The organism is Leptolyngbya sp. FACHB-60 (assembly GCF_014695775.1).
Classification (GTDB): domain Bacteria; phylum Cyanobacteriota; class Cyanobacteriia; order Phormidesmidales; family Phormidesmidaceae; genus Nodosilinea.
The window spans coordinates 17337-35606 of the sequence record NZ_JACJOX010000048.1 but is presented as its reverse complement, the minus strand read 5'-3'; the positions used below and the strand labels follow the sequence as shown (position 1 = coordinate 35606).

18 protein-coding genes and 1 pseudogene are annotated in these 18270 nt (G+C 55.1%); 13 read left to right on the top strand and 6 right to left on the bottom strand.

Going from position 1 to position 18270, the window contains the following annotated elements:
* A partial coding sequence (locus H6F57_RS17715; protein WP_190507635.1) for a transposase occupies positions 1–156 on the top strand: 156 nt, incomplete at its 5' end.
* Here the strand turns inward: H6F57_RS17715 and H6F57_RS17710 are convergent.
* Entirely contained in the window at positions 149–286 is a 138-nt protein-coding gene (locus tag H6F57_RS17710) for a hypothetical protein (protein ID WP_190624968.1), read from the bottom strand. The two genes, H6F57_RS17715 and H6F57_RS17710, sit on opposite strands and share 8 nt — an antisense overlap.
* 72 nt (positions 287–358) lie before the next feature.
* On the opposite strand from H6F57_RS17710, the gene H6F57_RS17705 reads away from it, so the two are divergent.
* The 3 genes from H6F57_RS17705 to H6F57_RS17695 all read left to right on the top strand — a co-directional run bounded on the left by H6F57_RS17705 (position 359) and on the right by H6F57_RS17695 (position 3074).
* The gene (locus tag H6F57_RS17705) at positions 359–949 is read left to right on the top strand and encodes a PadR family transcriptional regulator (protein ID WP_190624967.1); all 591 of its coding nucleotides are present in this window, start codon (positions 359–361) and stop codon (positions 947–949) included.
* Between the two features lie 241 nt (positions 950–1190).
* Positions 1191–2057: a ribosome biogenesis GTPase YlqF gene (gene ylqF / locus H6F57_RS17700; RefSeq protein ID WP_190624966.1), complete on the top strand. Its 867-nt coding sequence runs from the start codon at positions 1191–1193 to the stop codon at positions 2055–2057.
* A gap of 105 nt (positions 2058–2162) precedes the next feature.
* On the top strand, positions 2163–3074 hold the full coding sequence (locus H6F57_RS17695) for a hypothetical protein (protein ID WP_190624965.1): 912 nt from the start codon (positions 2163–2165) through the stop codon (positions 3072–3074).
* Positions 3075–3332: 258 nt separating this feature from the next.
* Here the strand turns inward: H6F57_RS17695 and H6F57_RS17690 are convergent, their stop codons facing one another.
* From H6F57_RS17690 to H6F57_RS17680, 3 genes are all read right to left on the bottom strand, one after another.
* Positions 3333–3662: an RNA-binding protein gene (locus tag H6F57_RS17690; RefSeq protein ID WP_190624964.1), complete on the bottom strand. Its 330-nt coding sequence runs from the start codon at positions 3660–3662 to the stop codon at positions 3333–3335.
* Between the two features lie 253 nt (positions 3663–3915).
* Positions 3916–4218 carry a hypothetical protein gene (locus H6F57_RS17685; protein WP_190624963.1) on the bottom strand — a complete coding sequence of 101 codons (303 nt, stop codon included), beginning with the start codon at positions 4216–4218 and terminating at the stop codon, positions 3916–3918.
* A 232-nt stretch (positions 4219–4450) separates the two neighbouring features.
* Positions 4451–4588: a hypothetical protein gene (locus tag H6F57_RS17680; RefSeq protein ID WP_190624962.1), complete on the bottom strand. Its 138-nt coding sequence runs from the start codon at positions 4586–4588 to the stop codon at positions 4451–4453.
* 264 nt (positions 4589–4852) lie between these two features.
* On the opposite strand from H6F57_RS17680, the gene glgP reads away from it, so the two are divergent.
* The 6 genes and pseudogenes from glgP (at position 4853) to H6F57_RS17650 (ending at position 10747) form a co-directional block, all read left to right on the top strand.
* Positions 4853–7474, top strand: a complete 2622-nt coding sequence (gene glgP, locus H6F57_RS17675) for an alpha-glucan family phosphorylase (RefSeq protein ID WP_190624961.1) — start codon at positions 4853–4855, stop codon at positions 7472–7474.
* Positions 7475–7609: 135 nt separating this feature from the next.
* Positions 7610–8188, top strand: a complete 579-nt coding sequence (locus H6F57_RS17670; protein ID WP_190624960.1) for a TetR/AcrR family transcriptional regulator — start codon at positions 7610–7612, stop codon at positions 8186–8188.
* A gap of 47 nt (positions 8189–8235) precedes the next feature.
* Positions 8236–9018 (top strand): SDR family oxidoreductase, encoded by a 783-nt coding sequence (locus H6F57_RS17665; protein ID WP_190624959.1) that lies wholly within the window; start codon positions 8236–8238, stop codon positions 9016–9018.
* Between the two features lie 112 nt (positions 9019–9130).
* Positions 9131–9541 (top strand): OsmC family protein, encoded by a 411-nt coding sequence (locus tag H6F57_RS17660; RefSeq protein WP_190624958.1) that lies wholly within the window; start codon positions 9131–9133, stop codon positions 9539–9541.
* A gap of 3 nt (positions 9542–9544) precedes the next feature.
* Positions 9545–10524: pseudogene (locus H6F57_RS17655) on the top strand (LLM class oxidoreductase).
* Positions 10502–10747: a hypothetical protein gene (locus H6F57_RS17650; RefSeq protein ID WP_190624957.1), complete on the top strand. Its 246-nt coding sequence runs from the start codon at positions 10502–10504 to the stop codon at positions 10745–10747. The pseudogene H6F57_RS17655 and the gene H6F57_RS17650 overlap by 23 nt, the downstream one beginning before the upstream one ends.
* Here H6F57_RS17650 and H6F57_RS17645 read toward each other — a convergent pair.
* Positions 10744–11301, bottom strand: a complete 558-nt coding sequence (locus tag H6F57_RS17645) for a TetR/AcrR family transcriptional regulator (protein WP_190624956.1) — start codon at positions 11299–11301, stop codon at positions 10744–10746. The two genes, H6F57_RS17650 and H6F57_RS17645, sit on opposite strands and share 4 nt — an antisense overlap.
* A 191-nt stretch (positions 11302–11492) precedes the next feature.
* Between H6F57_RS17645 and H6F57_RS17640 the strand changes: the two genes are divergently transcribed.
* Together H6F57_RS17640 and H6F57_RS17635 are read left to right on the top strand one after the other, a co-directional pair.
* Positions 11493–12092 carry a glutathione S-transferase gene (locus H6F57_RS17640; RefSeq protein ID WP_190624955.1) on the top strand — a complete coding sequence of 200 codons (600 nt, stop codon included), beginning with the start codon at positions 11493–11495 and terminating at the stop codon, positions 12090–12092.
* Between the two features lie 6 nt (positions 12093–12098).
* Positions 12099–13073 carry a pyridoxamine 5'-phosphate oxidase family protein gene (locus H6F57_RS17635; protein ID WP_190624954.1) on the top strand — a complete coding sequence of 325 codons (975 nt, stop codon included), beginning with the start codon at positions 12099–12101 and terminating at the stop codon, positions 13071–13073.
* Between the two features lie 190 nt (positions 13074–13263).
* Here the strand turns inward: H6F57_RS17635 and H6F57_RS17630 are convergent, their stop codons facing one another.
* Positions 13264–13620 (bottom strand): hypothetical protein, encoded by a 357-nt coding sequence (locus H6F57_RS17630; protein ID WP_190624953.1) that lies wholly within the window; start codon positions 13618–13620, stop codon positions 13264–13266.
* A gap of 742 nt (positions 13621–14362) precedes the next feature.
* Here H6F57_RS17630 and H6F57_RS17625 point away from each other — a divergent pair.
* Entirely contained in the window at positions 14363–18109 is a 3747-nt protein-coding gene (locus H6F57_RS17625; RefSeq protein WP_190795023.1) for a leucine-rich repeat domain-containing protein, read from the top strand.
* The last annotated feature ends 161 nt before the right edge of the window (positions 18110–18270 follow it).

Genomic DNA, 18270 nt, shown 5'->3' with positions numbered 1-18270 from the left:
GACTATGACCAGGAGTTATACAAAGCACGGCATCTAATTGAGAACTTCTTTGCCAAGCTTAAGCAGTATCGAGCGATTGCTACCCGCTACGATAAGCTCGCAGAAACCTTTCTTAGTGCAATCTACATGGCGGCTGTCGTGATTTGGCTTAATTGATGACACGCCCTAGCTCCTGACGGACGATCGCCAGCGGTTTGTCCCAGTTGAGTTCGGGCGGATAGGCGATCGCCGCTCTCCCCCGCCTTCCCATGCGAAAGCCGCGCCCGATCGCCCGCAGTAGCGGCACTGTCCACAACTATGCTATATGCACTTTTGCGCATATTCAATATTTTGCATATTTAGTTTTGTAACTTACTCCATGGCCCTTTCCCACGCAATTCTCGCGGCTCTCACCGAGCGTCCCTGTAGCGGCTACGACCTGGCCAAGCAGTTTGATGGCTCGGTGGGCTTCTTCTGGCACGCCAGCCACCAGCAGATCTACCGCGAGCTGACCAAGCTAGAGCAGCAGGGGTTGGTCACCGCCGAAGCGATCGCCCAGGCGGGCAAACCCGACAAAAAAATCTACTGCGTCACTGCAACGGGCAAAACCCAGCTCAAGGAATGGATCGCCCAGCCTGCCAAATGCGTGCCAACCAAAGATGATCTGCTAGTTAAGCTCTTTGTGGGCTACCTGGTGCCGCCCGAAACCATGGGGGCTACCCTTGAGCATGAGCGCGCCCAGCATGTGGCGACGCTGGAAGCCTATCGAGATATTGAGCAAAAATACTTCTCCCAGCCCGAGGTCATGCCCCTAGCGGCGCGATTCCAGTACATCACCCTGCGCAACGGCATCCACTACGAAACCAGCTGGCTCACCTGGTGCGACGAAACCCTGGCTACCCTCAGCACTCTCCCCACCGAGGATGCCCCCGCGCCCTGGGCAGAACCCTGCGAAGAACCCCGTGACTAGCTCTTCTCCAAACGGAGCAACCTTAGGTAAGGGAAGCCGTTTCCCAAAATAGGTTTATTCTCAATAGGTACGTTGCTGTTGAATGAAGTGCATGGCTACGCGTTGGCCTCGTTTCGCCTTTTGGTGTTGTGCACCCTACGATCGCTAAAGAGCTGCCCCTCTCTCCCACCCCATCACTCCCTTACCATCTCCATCTTCCTCATCTTCTCCATCTCCCCTAACCCCCTCCCCCCACTCCCCCATGTCCACCCCCGAAATCCAGTGGTATCCCGGCCATATCGCCAAGGCAGAAAAAGCCTTGGTCGATCAGCTCAACCGCGTGGATGTGGTGCTCGAGGTACGGGATGCCCGCATTCCGATATCGACGCAGCACCCCAAGGTCGAGACCTGGGTGGGTGAGAAACCTCGGGTGCTGGTAATCAACCGGGTCGATATGATTTCGTCGGAGGCCCGCACCGCATGGGAAACCTGGTTTCGTCAGCAGGGGGAGGTGCCCTACTTCACCGATGGGCAGCAGGGTAAGGGGGTAAAGGCGATCGCAAAAGCCGCCCAGACCGCTGGCGAGGCCGTCAACCAGCGCCGACAGACTCGCGGCATGAAGCCCCGCCCTATCCGCGCCGTGGTGATTGGCTTCCCCAACGTGGGCAAGTCGGCGCTGATTAACCGTCTGTTGAACCGCAAGGTGGTGGCCAGCGCCCGCAAAGCCGGAGTTACCCGCCAGCTGCGGTGGGTGCGTCTGTCGGGCGATCTCGACCTGCTCGACGCGCCAGGCGTCATTCCCTCGCGCATGGATAACCAGGCGGCCGCCCTAAAGCTAGCCATCTGTGACGACATTGGCGAAGCCTCCTACGATACCCAGCGCACCGCCGCCGCGTTTCTAGATGTGCTGAAGACGCTACAGCAAGCAGGCTCTCCAGACGATTACCGCGATAGTCTGCAATCTCGCTACGGCCTGACCCTAGACGACTGCACCGGGGAAGACTTTGTGGTGCGGGTGGCAACCCAAAAATTTCAGGACAACGTAGAACGCACGGCTAAGCGCATTCTGAATGACTTTCGTATCGGACTACTGGGGCCATGGGTGCTGGAGTGGCCCAACCTAACGTAGAGTTCTAAATCAACCATCGAGTCATTGGGCTACCTGTAAATTTTGAGCGTCGAAGAGGGGCGAATTGGTTAACCTGGACTAGATAAGCTGATTTGGAGATTGCCTATGGCACCCCTCTCGCTGTTAGAACAGGCCAAAGACGGTGATGCCGCCGCGATCGCCACGCTGATGAATCAAGCTCTACAGCCCAAGGGCATTACCGTGCGCTGCGATCGCCAAAGCGATTGTCTACAGCTGTGGCTAACCGGTCAAACCTTACCTCCCCAGGCAGCAACCGTTTCCTATGTGCGACGGGGGCTAGAACGGTTGCAGGTCACCTCAATTACGATCCTTCAAATTTACGCAGAACAGGCTGATCAGCAAGAGCCTGGCTGGGGAGTTGAAGTTGACCTCAGTGCGGCTGCGGGTGAGGTGCGGCAATTAACCCTAGAGAGCGAGTTTGATCGTCAGCCCGAAGAGTCTGAAGACCTGACAGAGTCCGTCGCCAAATCTGAACCGCTAGCTCCAGGCACTATTGCTTATGCTTATGCCCTGCTCGGCCTAGAGCAGGGGGACTCACTGAAAAAAGTTGAGGACGTTTACTTTAAGCTTAAAGCCCAGACCCTACGCGAGGGCGATCGGGCTAAGGTAGAAGACTTGAAGCAGGCGTTCCGTCAGCTCAAGGAATATATAGAAAATCCACCTCAGCAACAAGCAGAAGAGGCTTCTGGCGAGACTGAGGCCCCTGTTTTAACTTCCCAAGATGAATCTCTTCCTGCGGTGGAGCGAGTCGAAGCACTGCTTAAAGAACGAGGTGTTGCGGCTCAGGTCAGCACGCAGGGTAGCCAGCTTAATATTTCCTGGCTAGCCGTTCGCGTGATTAACCCCGAAGACGCTGCCAATCAGGTTCAAACTCTGTTGACGCATCAAACATTAGCTTCTCTAGGACTCTCTGGCATAGAAAGCTTGGTTTTTTCAGGGTTGAGTCGCGACCAGGCAGTTGTTTGGCAGCAGACTTCGCCTTTGATTAAGCGTTAGGGCCGCTGAAGCCTTACCGTTACCCTTTTCTCTTTAAGCTTTCCATCTTTGAGTAGGTAGGCTGGATTAAACGTGGAACGGATCATTGCAGCATAATCGACTCTGGTCGATAGTTTTCGCGTTGTGAAGAGCCTACGGGGTTTTGCAAATAATTGCACTCTCTGACTTAGCCAGATCCCTTAATTAGCCAACAGCAAAATGGCAGAGGATGACTATCCTCTGCCATTGCAACAAATAATTTAGTTGTGTCTAGGCGATTTACCAGCGAGAAAACTCGCGGTTGCCCCCATCTCGGCCGCCACCGCCGCCGAAGCTGCTGCGGGGCCCGCCACCACCGGCACGCTTTTCTTTGGGACGAGCTTTGTTAACGCGCAGCTCGCGACCCATCCACTCAGCCCCGTCGAGGGCTTCAATGGCAGCGTCTTCGTCAGCTTCTTTCTCCATCTCGACAAACGCGAAGCCCCGGGGGCGACCGGTTTCGCGATCGGTGGGCACCGTTACTCGGCTAACGGCCCCGTACTCGGAAAAGACTTCGGTGATGTCTCCTTCCGCAGCATTGTAGGCGAGGTTTCCTACATAAATCGACATGGCACAACTCCAAAATTGACATGTAATGTAGACAAGTTCGATTCGGAGTGGTACACATCGATTACCCGAAACTGAGATCAGACTGTGATTAACCAGCCTACCGAAAGCAGAACATGTTACTCGCCTACTTTAGCATAAGGTTTCTGGAGATCAATCGTTCTGTAACACTGTGACAGCAGCCGTTACAGCCATTGAGGGCGGGGCTTTCCATAAGTTTTGTAACACGCTGCGCAGAGCACTTAGCCGGGCTCGATTAGCGTCTGCCGTAGAAGGTGACCTCAACATCAGCGCACCAGCCAGCAGCTAGATTTTCGTACAAAAAGACGCGCTCTACTCGGTAGTACACACCGTCTCTAAACACGCAGTCGCCAATGCGCGGAATGATCGGGTAGGTGGCAAACCACAGGGCGTCTTTGATGGGGGCGCTGGGGCTATTGCTGCTGGCCGCTAGATAAAATACTTGAACCTTAAACCCACGACCCGAACTAGCGGAAGCCGAGATGGGGCTTTCGCTGGGCTGGCCGCTGCTTTTGCCGGTGGGTTTTTTGGTGGCCACAGGGTTGGCGATGAAGGGTACGGGTGCTTTGAAGGGGATTGCACCAGTAGTCTACCAAGACTATGGAGGAGAGGTGATGGAGGTGGGGCTGTTTAAGCGCAAAATGTTTGAGCGAAAAATTTAGGGTCGGGGGTGCAAGGTTTGACCCCAAGATCGGAGAACTTAAACCTTGCACCCCCTTGCTCTGGTAGTAGCAACGGCCCCCAGGAGACGGTCTTTGACCAACACAGTTTTAGCTATTGCCGCGACGCTTGAGGGCGGCCACCATCTGCTGACGCACGGCTCTGGCCCACTGGTCAAACTCAACTGCGGAGTGAGCGTCTTTGTCGAGGGTGGCTCCAAATCCCTGGTTATTCCTGTCCTGCGTCATAGCCTTGTCCTTATTGTCTTTATAGGTAGCTGGGTTATTTTTCTGACCTAGCCCATTATTCCCTGAGGTCAGCTGCCTCAGCTATGCCCTCGGGTAGGGATTTCATAACCTAGAGTTGGGGAGAAGCGCTAATTGCGGTGGCAGGATGGCGATCACAGGCCGAGTTGAGGGCCAAAGAGACCGTTAAAAGCCATGGCCCCATGACCGCCAATGACTGATAGAGGGCAGAATGGCTCTATATGAAATTATTGCGAATTCTTTTCTATGCGCCCCATTCGTACGTTTAACGTCACCCCGGCTCTGCCTCAGCGGCTAGAGGCGCTGCGCACCCTAGCCTACAACCTTCACTGGGACTGGGATGTGGAGATGCTAGACCTATTTCGGCGACTGGACGGCGACCTGTGGGAGTCGAGCCGCTATAACCCGGTGCTGATGCTCGGCACCATTAGCCAGGCGCGGCTGAACGAGATTGCAGAAGACGAAGGGTTTTTGGCTCAGATGGATCGGGCGGCCCAGCGGCTAGAGGACTATCTGCGCGATCGCAACTGGTACAAAAAACACCGCAAGTCTCCTGCCTCGGGAGAATGCTACGCCTACTTTTCGATGGAGTTTGGCCTCACCACCTGCATGCCGGTGTATTCCGGCGGCTTGGGGGTGCTGGCCGGCGATCACCTTAAGTCGGCCAGCGACTTGGGCCTGCCTCTAGTAGCGATCGGGCTGCTGTATCAGGAGGGCTACTTCGCTCAGTATTTAAATGCCGACGGCTGGCAGCAGGAGCGCTACCCAATCAACGACTTTTACAACATGCCCCTGCACCTAGAGCGCGATGCCAACGGTCAGGAGATCAGAATCGAGGTGGAGTATCCGGGCCGCGTGGTGTACGCGCGGGTGTGGCGGGTGCAGGTGGGCACGGTGCCGCTATACCTGCTCGACACCAATATTGAACCCAACAGCCAGTACGACCAGGATATCTGCGATCGCCTCTACGGCGGCGACATTGACATGCGCATTCACCAGGAGGTGATGCTGGGCATTGGCGGTATTCGCATGTTGAGGGCTTTAGGGCTGACACCAACTGCCTATCACATGAACGAGGGCCACTCGGCCTTTATGGCCCTAGAGCGCATGCGGGTGCTGGTAGAAGAACAGGGCCTCACCTTTGCTGAGGCTCTCCAGGTGGCCCAGGCCAGCCAGATGTTTACCACCCACACTCCGGTGCCCGCCGGTATCGACTTGTTTCCGCCGGAGAAGGTGCTGCACTACCTGCGCCACTACCGCGAGCGATTTGGCCTGGGCGATGCTGAGTTTCTGGCCCTAGGCCGCACTGATACAGGAGATTTTTCGGCTCCCTTTAGCATGGCGGTGCTGGCGATTAAGACGGCGACCTTTATCAATGGCGTCAGCAAGCTCCACGCTGAGGTGTCACGCGATATGTTCGGCGAGCTGTGGATGGAGCTGCCCCAGAGCGAGGTGCCGATTACCGCCATCACCAACGGGGTGCACGCCCGCAGCTGCGTCGCTCGATCGACCCAGGCGCTCTACGATCGCTACCTCGGCCCCAACTGGGCCGAAGCAAGCCCCGGCGCATCGCTGTGGGAACGGGTGTACGCCATTCCCGACGACGAGCTGTGGCGCAACCACGAGCAGTGCCGATCGCACCTGGTGGTGACGGTGCGCGATCGCCTGGCTAAGAGCACGCGCGATCGCGGCGGCTCGACCCGCGAGCTGACCGAAGCCCAGGAATGCCTCGACCCCTTTGTGCTCACCATCGGCTTTGCTCGCCGCTTTGCCACCTACAAGCGCGCCACCCTGTTTCTCCACGACCTCGAACGCATTCGCAATATCATTAATGGCAATGGCGGCGATCGCCGCGTCCAGTTTGTGATTGCGGGCAAAGCCCATCCCAAAGACATTCCCGGCAAAGAACTGATCCGCAGCATCATTCACTTCACCCGCGATCAGGGGTTGAGTAAATCCATTGTGTTTGTGCCCAACTACGACATTCACCTGTCGCGGGACATGGTGGCCGGCTGCGACGTGTGGCTCAACAACCCCCGCCGCCCCCGCGAGGCCAGCGGCACCAGCGGCATGAAGGCGGCGATGAACGGCCTACCCAACCTCAGCGTGCTCGACGGCTGGTGGGATGAGGCCGACTACATTCGGACCGGCTGGCCCATCGGCCACGGCGAAGACTACGATGACCCCGACTACCAAGACGACGTGGAGGCCAACGCCCTTTACGACATCTTGGAGAAAGAGGTGGTGCCGCTGTTCTACGATCGCGACAAAGACGAAATTCCCCGCGGCTGGGTAGCTAAAATGAAGGAGGCGATCTACTTCAACACGCCCCAGTTCAACACCGCCCGCATGGTGAAGGACTACGCGAATTTGGGGTACTTTGCGGCCAGCGATCGCGCCTCTACCCTGGCCTCGGAAAGCTACAGTCCCGGCAAAGAGCTGGCCACATGGCAGGCCCGCATGGCCGACCACTGGTACGAGGTGCGCTTTGAGGAAGTGGCCATCTCCGACACCACCAACCTTCAGGTAAACCAGCCCTTTAAGGTGACTGCCGCCATTCAGCTCGGGGCCCTCACCCCCGACGATGTGCAGGTCGAACTCTACCAGGGCACGGTCTCAGTGGATGGCGAGATTCATTCGGGGGTGGCGGTGCCGATGGCCCATCAGGGGCCGGATGCCAACGGCAGAAGCATCTACGCCTTGGAAATGGAGTACACCGCCAGCGGGTTACAGGGGTTGTCGCTGCGCATTTTGCCCCGCCACCGATACCTCAACAGCCCCTACGACCCCAAACTGGTGCTCTGGGCCGACCCAGACTCGGTGCGGATTGTCTCAGGGGTGGTAACACCTACAGCAGCGCTGGTGTAAGCAAGCGCTGCCTGACCCGCCCCAATTGGGCCAAGGGGCGATCGCTGGGTGGTCGTCCCTCAAGCGGGGTATGAATGCTTTGACTGAGGGGAATCAGCGTTGACAGGCTCCCTACCTATAGGTAGGATGTTAGTTATGAGGCAGGCTGATACCAAAACTCAAATCTTAGATGTCGCTCAAGATCTAATTCAACGCCTTGGCGTGAACGGTATGAGCTACCAGGACATTAGCGATCGCGTTGGCATTCGCAAGGCCAGTGTTCACACCCACTTCCCCAAAAAGGATGATTTGGTGGCGGCGCTGCTGGACCGCTACAGCGATCGCTTCTTGAGAATGGTAGATGGCATTCTAGAGTCCAGCGATAGTGCTGAAGTAAAACTCAGGCGCTATTGCAGTTTGTATAGCACCACTTTGAGTGCTGGAGAGCAGGATAAGACTTGCCTTTGCGCCATGCTAGGAGCAGAGCTAGTCAGTTTGAGCGATCCGCTGGTAGAGCGTGTGCGCTACTTCTACCAGGTCAATGTGGAGCGACTGGTTGTTCTACTAGAGGCCGGGCGGCAGGCGGGCGATTTTCGGTTTTCTGGAGACACCAAGGCAATGGCCGCACTCATCTTTGGCCTGTTAGAAGGGGGCATGTTGGTGGCCCGCGTGTATGGTGGGGCAACCCAGTTTCACCAGTCGATTGAGCAGCTGATTCGGTTAGCCAACGGGTAATTTTTTTGCCCATTAAGCATCCAACTAGTAGGAAGTAAGTAGTCGCCATGAATCAAGATTTTGCGGGTCAAAAGCTAATTGTCATTGGGGGCACCAGCGGCATTGGTAAAGCTGTAGCCTCCATGGTTTTAGAGCAGGACGGTACGGTGGTGCTGGTGGGGAAGCGGGGCGCTCGCCTCCAGTCTGCTCTGGCTGACCTCAGCTCCTTAGGGCCTGTATTTGGCGAGCAAGCCGATATTGCCAACGCCCTTGAACGGTCCAACTTAATTGCCCAACTCACAAGCAAACATGCCGACGCCACCCTGCTAGTGAATGCTGCCGGAGTCTTTTTGCCCAAGGTATTTCTGGAGCATACCGAAGCCGACTACGACCTATACCTAAATCTGAATCGAGCCATGTTTTTCATCACCCAGGCCGTGGTTCAAGCCATGGTTAACCAGGGGCGGAGCGGGGCTGTGGTCAATGTGGGGTCGATGTGGGCAAAGCAGGCGGTGCAGGCAACCCCCTCCTCGGCCTACTCCATGGCCAAAGCTGGGCTGCATTCTCTGACCCAGCATCTGGCAATGGAGCTGGCCAGTCACCAAATTCGCGTCAACGCAGTTTCACCAGCGGTAGTCGAAACGCCTATCTATGAAGGGTTTATTCCTCAAGATCAGGTGCACAGTGCGCTGCAGGGGTTCAACAGCTTTCATCCCCTGGGCCGAGTGGGCCAGCCACGGGATGTAGCCGAGGCGATCGCATTTCTCCTCTCTTCCAAAGCTGCCTGGGTGACGGGGGCAATTTGGGATGTCGATGGCGGCGTTATGGCCGGGCGCAATCAGTACGCTTGAGGTAGGTGCAGAGACCGGATTGCTAAAGGTAAGCAACAGATCACTTGAAGCCCCGCATCGAAACCCGATCTCTAACCGCGCAAGCCTTAACCAAACCAAGGAGGAATTTGCTATGGCCTCAGTACAGGTTTCGTCCAGTGGATCGCGCTATGGCCAAGACGTAGCCATCCGCCAGTTTCAGCTCGTTGCCGACGAGCCAACCCACCTCGGCGGCGACGACCAGGGGCCGACCCCCACAGAACTACTTTTAGCGGGCCTGGGCAGCTGCAAGGCAATCACGATCAAAATGTACGCCGAGCGTAAGGGCTGGCCGGTCGAGAATGTATACGTTGCGGCGGAGCTGCAAACCGTGGAGAAACAGGTGGTGATTGCGGTCTACCTGACTTTGGTGGGTGACTTGACTGCTGAACAGCGCGATCGCTTGCGGGAGATTGGCGATCGCTGCCCGGTGCACCGCCTGCTCAGTGCCGGCACCCCAATTCAAACTGTCTTAACCCCTGCCGTTATCCCGTTACCGCAATAAACCATGAACCTACCTCCTATTCAGACCGGGTTCGATCGCATGTTCCAACCCGGTCAGCTGACGGTCGGCGTGTTTTTTCCTATCGAGGCGTATAAGGGCAGTATTCCCACCATGCAGCACCAGGTCAGGCTGGCCCAGCGGGCCGAGGCCCTGGGCTATGCCGCCCTCTGGGTGCGAGATGTGCCGCTCTACGACCCCACCTTGGGGATGTGGGGCAAATTTTTGACCCCTGGGTCTACCTAGGCTACATGGCGGCCCAGACCGATCGCATTGCTCTGGCCACGGGCAGCATTATCTTTAGCCAGCGTCACCCGCTGCACCTAGCGAAGGCCGCGGCTTCAGTCGATCAGCTTTCCAATGGGCGATTGGTAATGGGGGTGGCCTCGGGCGATCGCCCATTGGAGTTTCCTGCCTTTGGGGTTGACTTTGAGACGCGGGGCGATCGCTTTCGCCAGACCTTTGCTGACTTTAAGCAGGCCTTGGCCACAGAGTTTCCAGTGATTCGTTCGTCGCTGACCCAATTGGAGGGGGCCGACCTGCTGCCCAAGCCTGTCAACGGCAGCATTCCCCTGTTGGTGACGGGCCACAGCCGCCAAACCCCAGAGTGGATTGCCGAACAGGCCGATGGCTGGCTTTATTACCCGCGCCATCCCCACATGCAGGCCCGCATGATTCAAGACTGGCGCGCCCTAGTCGATCGCGTTGCCCCTGGCAGATTCAAACCCTACGCCCAGTCGCTCTATGTCGATCTGGTGGATGACCCCACCGCTGCCGCGACGCCCATTCACTTGGGCTATCGGCTGGGGCGCGATCGCCTGCTCGACCTGCTGCTGCACCTGCGCGACATTGGCGTTAACCACGTCGGCCTCAACCTTAAGTATGGCGATCGCTCGGCTGCCGATGTGCTAGAAGAAATTGGTCGAGAGGTTTTACCGCACATTCATTCAGAGGTTTTGACCCATGAACGAGTATCAGTCGGTTAGCTGTGATTTCTACGACGAGTTAGAGGCTCTGGCCACCCTGCACCGCACTTGCCCAATTCACTACCGCACCGAGAGCAGCGATGAGGTAAGCACTGAAGGCCAAATTATCGATTTCTTTGTGGTTGAGAAAGCCGAATACCTGCGGCTGAAGGACGGCACTGAAATTCGCCTCGATCGCCTGATTTCTGTAGATGGCAAGCCGGTACAGTTTGCAGAGGGCTAACGGCAGAGCTGCTGGGGCAGGCGCTGCATAGTGCGCTCAAAGATGGCAGCATCATCCATGGCCCGCGCCATAATCAGTGCGCCCTGAATAGCGATTAGAGCTTCTTCGCTACGCTCCTGGGCCAGGGATTCGGGCATGCCGGACTGGGTCAAAACGGCGGCGATCGCCCCCATCCACCGCCGCAACATGCCCTGCACCTGGGGCTGAAAGTCATCCTTGGCGGAGCCCAGCATCAGCGAGGCGAGCATGCAGGGCTTTTGGCCGTGGTTGTAGGCCTCACAGATGCGATCGCCCATGCGCGTCAACCGGGCCAGCGCATCCCCTTCACTGTTCAGGGCATCTAGCGCCGTTTCTTGCAGCCGTTGGTCGAGGGTGTCTAGCACCGTCGTCACCATGTCATCTTTGCCGCCCGGAAAGTGGTGATAGAGACTGGCCTTGCCTAGACCCGTTGCCTGGGAAATTTTTGACAAACTCACCCCGTCGTAGCCGTACTGCCGAAACAAATCAAGCAGGGGCGGCACGTAGGTTTGCTTAGCCGCAGTTGGCTTAGCCATTACCGCGCGTCTCCAAAAAATAGTTTCACCAGTTGACATTATACCGAACGATCAGTACAGTATTTGTGTACCGAACGTTCGGTACTCAGTTCAGGGCTAACGTCGCCCTGCTGCTCACCAGCAAAATCGTGGGGGGGATTAGTCCTTCAGTCTTTTGACCTCCCCCACTTCCCTTTCCTAAGGAACTCACCATGATTCAGCTCTACGGTCACGAAGTCTCTGGCAACAGCTACAAAGTTCGTCTATTTCTAGAACTGCTCGGCCTCGACTACGAATGGATCAAGGTTGACCTGATGCAGGGCGCCCACAAAGCTCCTGAGTTTCTCGCCCTCAACCCCCTTGGTCAAATTCCAGTGCTGGTGGATGGCGAGGTCACCTTGGCCGATGCCCAGGCGATTTTGGTTTACCTGGCGCGGCAGTATGGCGGTGACACCTGGCTACCCACCGAGGCGCTACCCCTGGCTCAGGTGGTGCGTTGGCTCTCAACCGCCGCCGGAGAAGTGCGCCAGGGGCCTGAGAATGCGCGACTTTTCCATCTGTTTAAGGTGGCCAATATCAATATTGAGCGATCGCACCAAAAAGCTGAGCACATTCTCACCCAGCTCGACAAGCACCTCCACAGCCGAACGTGGCTAGAGTTTGAGCGCCCCACGATCGCTGATGTAGCCGTGTTTCCCTACGTGGCCCTGGCCCGCGACGGCAAAATTGATCTCGACATCTACCCCAACCTGCTCGCCTGGATTGAGCGCATCAAGCAGCTGCCCGGCTTTATTTTTATGGCTGGGGTGTGAAACGCCATGACAAATCTAGGCTGGCCTCACGATGGCTCCCCCTTCCACGCGGGGGAGTTGGCGATTCAGACCCGGCTGGGGGTGCAGGAGCGCATGAACAGACAAGGGCGGCGGATCATTCGAGACTACTTGCCTGACCAGCATCGCGAATTTTTTGCCCAGCTGTCTTACCTTTTGGTGGGCACGGTGGCGAGTGATGGCCAGCCTTGGGCCTCAATTTTGGTTGGGGAACCGGGGTTCATCACCTCCCCCGATCCCCACACTTTGCACATCGCTGCTCAACCCCTGTTTGCCGACCCGCTGCACACCACCCTAGCGGTGGGAGCTGACATTGGTTTGCTCGGCATTGAGCTGCACACCCGCCGCCGCAACCGCCTAAATGGCACCATAACGAACATTCAGCCGGAAGGATTTACGGTGGCGGTGGGCCAGAGCTTTGGCAACTGCCCCCAATACATTCAGGCGCGGCAGTTTGATCTGCAATCTTTTGATGCAGCGGTGGCTAAACCTGTGCATGCCCTCGCAATGCTGGGAGATGCTGAAAGGGCGATGATCGCCGCTGCCGATACCTTTTTTATCGCCACCGCTCACCAGGATGCGTCGGCAGGATCAGCCAGCGGTGTGGATGTGTCGCACCGGGGCGGCAAACCGGGCTTTGTGAGGATTGACGACTCACAGACGCTCACGATTCCAGACTTTTCGGGCAACTTGCACTTCAACACCTTTGGCAATTTAGAACTCAACCCTCGCGCTGGACTGGTCTTTATCGATTTTGACCGGGGTGACCTGCTCTACCTCAGCGGCACCGCCGAAGTGATTTGGGATGGCCCCGAAATCGTGGCTTACGAAGGGGCTGAACGTCTGCTGCGGTTCTATATAAAGCAGGGCTACCGCGTTGAAGGTAGTCTGCCTCTCGCCTGGTCAACTCCAGAGGTTTCGCCCTTTTTGAATGACACGGGGCCTTGGCGATCGCAAGCCTAGAGAGCTACCCCAAGGGCAGGGGCATGGCAGTGTAATGACCATACAAATTGGGCGTAACCAAATAGGATTCGGTATCACAATCATTTGTTAGCGTACTGCTTATTTCCAAAGCAAAACTCCTTCTGTCTCTGCAAAGTGGCTGAGACAAAAGGGGTTCGAGTTGCAACGATTTTCAAAAATTCTAAATAAGCTAAGCTGCTTGAACTTGCCGGGGCTTTGGCTTTTTGCGATCGCTCTTACGGGTGCCGCCTGCCATTTCGTATTCAGAGCTGTCTTTGCCATACTTGGCGGCAACGGCCATGAGCATCAGCTCAGACAAATCTCGCAGTTTTTTCTCGCCTGCCTGCACGCTATTTGAGGCATTGTCTACCTGAGATAGGGCTTCGTTGTAGGTAGAAATGTCGGCCCGCACAGCCTCAATCAACTGGTTATACTCGGCCAGGGTGAGGCCATTACCCAAATCTAAATTGGCCCCAAGCGAACGCAGGGCGGCAGCGCGACGCTGGGCCTGCTCCACTGCTTTCGAACTTTTTTTGGGTCTGCCCATTGGTAGAACACTCCCTAACGGTTTACCTTTCGACTATGGTAAATGGGCTTAATCTGTGAACCCCTGAGTAATACGGATTCTGTTCAGCACAAATAAAAAAGCATTCTGCGTATTTTTAAGTAGCAGAACGAGCGGCAGATGTTTAGGGTTCATCGGGCTTGATGGCTCACGGCGGGCATTGAGTATTCTGTTTACTCATTTAACTACTGCGGAGGAGACAGGCGTTTACCGCCCTGGAGCATCGGTAAGACCAGGGGACGCATCGACTAACCTGGGCACAACACTTGATTATTGGGCTGCGTTACTTGATAACGACAGGCGATAGATAAGTAATGCTCGCGGAAAACTTATTTCTTTAGCAAGGTTACTTATCTATGGAGTGCCATAGTTAAGTAACGCCTAAGCGAAACTTGATTTCGTCATAACGTTACTTATGAATGAGGCTTGCCAATCAGTTAACGCTTGAGTGAAACTCGATTTCCTCAATTCTTTGGTTTAGAGCGGCTTGGCCCACCGCTGGATGATCGGCACGGCGGTGATTCCAGTTCCGGGAGGCTTCGCCGATGCAACGGCAATATGTCTCGCCTATAAGGTAAATAGCTTCACTGCCGCGGTACAAAGCCTCGCCAAAGCCCTATTACGCTGCCAGCGGCCAAACTACAATTGGCGGTAGTGAACTCAAGACGCCGCTAAACCCTGTCTTCCCCTTCCTCACTCAGCCGAGCCAAAATTCAAAATTGCCATGACCCAAGACGAGCTGCTGCAACTCATCGACCAGGCCGCCGCCGAAGGTTGGATAGAGCTTGATCTGGCAGGGCACAACCTGACCGAACTGCCGCCCAAGATTGGCAAGCTGATTCAGCTAGAAATATTGATTTTGGCGAAAGAGACAGACGATGGATATATCGGCAACGAAATTACCAGCCTGCCAGCAGAAATTGGCCAGCTCCAAAATCTCAAAACGCTTCAAGCCTCCGGAAACTGGAGATATAAATACCGAGATAGTTATCCAACTGCGACACCCGGCAACCAACTGAGTGCGTTGCTGCCTGAAATTGGACAACTCACCAGTCTCCAGAGACTCGACATCAGCTCGAACCAACTGAGTGCGCTGCCGCCTGAAATCGGACAACTCACCAGTCTCCGGACGCTGTACCTCAGCTCGAACCAACTGAGTGCGCTGCCGCCTGAAATCGGACAACTCACCAGTCTCCAGAGACTTGATATCAGCTCGAACCAACTGAGTGCGCTGCCGCCTGAAATCGGACAACTCACCAGTCTCCAGACGCTGTACCTCAGCTCGAACCAACTGAGTGTGCTACCGCATCAAATCGGACGACTCACCAGTCTCCAGACGCTGTACCTCAGCTCAAACCAACTGAGTGCGCTGCCACCTGAAATCGGACAACTTACCAATCTGACGCAACTGGATTCCCGCTCGAACCAACTGAGTGCGCTGCCACCTGAAATCGGACAACTTACCAATCTGACGCAACTGGATTCCCGCTCGAACCAACTGAGTGCGCTGCCACCTGAAATCGGACAACTCACCAGTCTCCAGACGCTGTACCTCAGCTCGAACCAACTGAGTGCGCTGCCGCCTGAAATCGGACAACTCACCAGTCTCCAGACGCTGTACCTCAGCTCGAACCAACTGAGTGTGCTGCCACCTGAAATCGTCCAACTCACTAGTCTCCAGAAACTCGACCTCAGCTCGAACCAACTGAGTGTGCTGCCACCTGAAATCGTCCAACTCACCAGTCTTCAGAAGCTATACCTCGGCTCGAACCAACTGAGTGTGCTGCCACCTGAAATCGTCCAACTCACCAGTCTTCAGACGCTATACCTCCGCTCGAACCAACTGAGTGCGCTGCCACCTGAAATTGGACAGCTCTCTAGCCTCCAGAAACTCGACCTCAGCGAAAACCAACTGAGTGCGCTGCCACCTGAAATCGTCCAACTCACTAGTCTTCAGAGGCTGTACCTCGGCTCGAACCAACTGAGTACGCTACCACCTGAAATAGTCCAGCTCTCCAGTCTCCATAGACTCGACCTCCGCTACAACCGACTGAGTGCGCTGCCACCTGAAATCGGACAACTCTCCAGTCTTCAGAAGCTATACCTCCGCTATAACCGACTGAGTGCGCTGCCGCCTGAAATCGGCCAACTCACCAGTCTCCAGTCGCTATACCTCAGCTCGAACCAACTGAGTGCGCTGCCGCCTGAAATCGTCCAACTCACCAGTCTCCAGTCGCTATCCCTCAGCTCGAATCAACTGAGTGCGCTGCAACCTGGAATTGGACAACTCACCAATCTCACGCAGCTCGACCTTAGCTCGAATCAACTGAGTGCGCTGCCGCCTGAAATTGGACAACTCACCAATCTCACGCAGCTCGACCTTAGCTCGAATCAACTGAGTGCGCTGCCGCCTGAAATCGGACAACTCACCAGTCTCCAGACGCTATCCCTCAGCTCGAATCAACTGAGTGTGCTGCAACCTGAAATTGGACAACTCACTAACCTCACGCAGCTCGACCTTAGCTCGAACCAACTGAGTGCGTTGCCGCCTGAAATAAAACAACTTAGCAAACTTAAAAAACTTGATTTACGGGGCAATCCAATTCCTGTACCGCCAGAAATCCTTGGCTCAAAACAATCTCGGGAAGATCCTGGGGACATCGCTACCATTCTGGAGTATTACTTCCGAACCTTGGACCCCAATGAAACCGAGCCACTTTTTGAAGCCAAGTTCATCATCGTTGGTGAACCCGAAGCGGGTAAAACAACACTAGCTAATAAGCTTCTGAACTCAAATTTTAAGCTGTCTACCGACCAAGACTCCACTCGCGGCATTGATGTTACTCGATGGGAGTTTATCCACCCTAGCGGGCATCCCTTTTTTGTTAGCATTTGGGACTTTGGCGGGCAAGATGTATATCACAACATTCACCAATTTTTTCTGACTGAGCGATCACTTTATGGTTTATTAGTCGATACTCGTCGGGAAAATCCTGACTTATACTACTGGCTCAATAGCATTCAGCTTTTGGGCGGTGCTAGCCCTGTACTACTGATTAAAAACGAGAAGCAAAACCGTAGTTGTACTGTGCGTGAAGGTGAATTACGCCGCGACTTTCGCAACCTCAAAGAATCTTTGGCTACCAACTTGGCGGATAATCGAGGTCTGGAAGCAATTAAAACAACCGTTCAGCAATACATCACTCGATTAGACCATGTAGATACCCCCTGGCCAAAAACCTGGGCCAGGATGCGAGCAGCAATAGAAAACGATAGCCGTGATTACCTTGCCGAAAATGCTTTCTTTGACCTGTGCAAAATCAACGGCCTCAGCGATCGCGATGACATGCGACGGCTAAGTCAATTTCTTCATGACCTTGGCATCTGCCTCCACTTTCAAAAAAATAGCACCCTCAAGAGATGGGTCATTCTCAAGCCAGAATGGGCGACCAATGCTGTTTACAAAATTATTGACAGCAAAACGGTGCAAGACAAACAAGGCTGCTTTACAGAAGCAGATTTGAAGAAAATCTGGCGCGATGGTCAATACGCCGATATGCACGACGAGCTATTAGAGCTAATGAAAAGCTTTAAGCTGTGCTATCTTATCCCACCAAAACCAGATCAGCCCGACACTTACATCGCTCCAGACTTGCTGCCTCTAGAAGCGCCGCCCTACACCTGGGATAACAACCAAAACCTGCTGCTGCGCTACCGCTATGAGTTTATGCCCAAAGGCATTCTCACCCGCTTCATTGTCGAGATGCACAAGTTTATCGAAACCCAAACCCTGGTGTGGAAAAGCGGTGCGGTGCTCAATAATGGCTCTGCCAGAGCTGAGGTAATTGAGCTATATCACAAAGGCGAAATCCAGATTCGTGTATCAGGTGTTCGCCAAAAAGACCTGATTACTGTCATCGATCACGAATTTGAGAAAATCCACGACACCTACGATCGCCTCCGCTATCAAACTCTGATTCCCTGCAACTGCTCCACCTGCAATGGGTCACAAGAACCGCATTTCTACGACCTCGAAGCCCTGCATAAGCGCATTACCAACCGCAAGCAAACCGTAGAATGCGATAAACCACCCTACGAAGACGTTCACGTTCGCAGCCTAATTGATGACATTACTGACTTCGCTCCAGAGCTAATGCTCAATGAAAAAGAATACATTCTCAGCGATACCGTTTTGCCATCTTCCGAACGAATGAAGGCTGGTTGGGCTGAGCAAACCCTGCCGGAAAGCCAACAGTACCGCATGGCTTTGTTCGATGGTCTCAATACCCTCCCTCTGCCCCAGTTCGAAAAGCTCGTCTTCGGCCTGCAAGTGCCACGGGGGAACCTGGGGGATGCTACCGCCGCGCAAGGAATCCGCGTATCCAAATTACTGGAATGGGCTGAAAGTGATATGGGTTGCGGGCTAAAAGCGGTTGAGGAGGCAATCGCGGCTCTCAACTCAACTAGCTAGCCCACTCCCTCCCCCGCCCCCCTTGCCGCAACGAGCACTGTTGACCGAGTAACAACCGTATTACGGGTCGGTTACAAGGGGCAGCACTCTAAAAAATCGGCTGTCTATAATGGGCTCTAGGTAACTGCTGCGAGCCAATCTCAGGTTTGCTGCCCCCCACA

Bases quoted from the DNA above. Each gene is read 5' to 3' on its own strand.
- H6F57_RS17665 (WP_190624959.1), top strand. From the start codon at position 8,236: ATGAATCAAGATTTTGCGGGTCAAAAGCTAATTGTCATTGGGGGCACC.
- H6F57_RS17660 (WP_190624958.1), top strand. From the start codon at position 9,131: ATGGCCTCAGTACAGGTTTCGTCCAGTGGATCGCGCTATGGCCAAGAC.
- glgP (WP_190624961.1), top strand. From the start codon at position 4,853: ATGCGCCCCATTCGTACGTTTAACGTCACCCCGGCTCTGCCTCAGCGG.
- ylqF (WP_190624966.1), top strand. From the start codon at position 1,191: ATGTCCACCCCCGAAATCCAGTGGTATCCCGGCCATATCGCCAAGGCA.
- H6F57_RS17645 (WP_190624956.1), bottom strand. From the start codon at position 11,301: ATGGCTAAGCCAACTGCGGCTAAGCAAACCTACGTGCCGCCCCTGCTT.
- H6F57_RS17625 (WP_190795023.1), top strand. From the start codon at position 14,363: ATGACCCAAGACGAGCTGCTGCAACTCATCGACCAGGCCGCCGCCGAA.
- H6F57_RS17630 (WP_190624953.1), bottom strand. From the start codon at position 13,620: ATGGGCAGACCCAAAAAAAGTTCGAAAGCAGTGGAGCAGGCCCAGCGT.
- H6F57_RS17705 (WP_190624967.1), top strand. From the start codon at position 359: ATGGCCCTTTCCCACGCAATTCTCGCGGCTCTCACCGAGCGTCCCTGT.
- H6F57_RS17690 (WP_190624964.1), bottom strand. From the start codon at position 3,662: ATGTCGATTTATGTAGGAAACCTCGCCTACAATGCTGCGGAAGGAGAC.
- H6F57_RS17640 (WP_190624955.1), top strand. From the start codon at position 11,493: ATGATTCAGCTCTACGGTCACGAAGTCTCTGGCAACAGCTACAAAGTT.
- H6F57_RS17670 (WP_190624960.1), top strand. From the start codon at position 7,610: ATGAGGCAGGCTGATACCAAAACTCAAATCTTAGATGTCGCTCAAGAT.
- H6F57_RS17695 (WP_190624965.1), top strand. From the start codon at position 2,163: ATGGCACCCCTCTCGCTGTTAGAACAGGCCAAAGACGGTGATGCCGCC.
- H6F57_RS17650 (WP_190624957.1), top strand. From the start codon at position 10,502: ATGAACGAGTATCAGTCGGTTAGCTGTGATTTCTACGACGAGTTAGAG.
- H6F57_RS17635 (WP_190624954.1), top strand. From the start codon at position 12,099: ATGACAAATCTAGGCTGGCCTCACGATGGCTCCCCCTTCCACGCGGGG.
- H6F57_RS17680 (WP_190624962.1), bottom strand. From the start codon at position 4,588: ATGACGCAGGACAGGAATAACCAGGGATTTGGAGCCACCCTCGACAAA.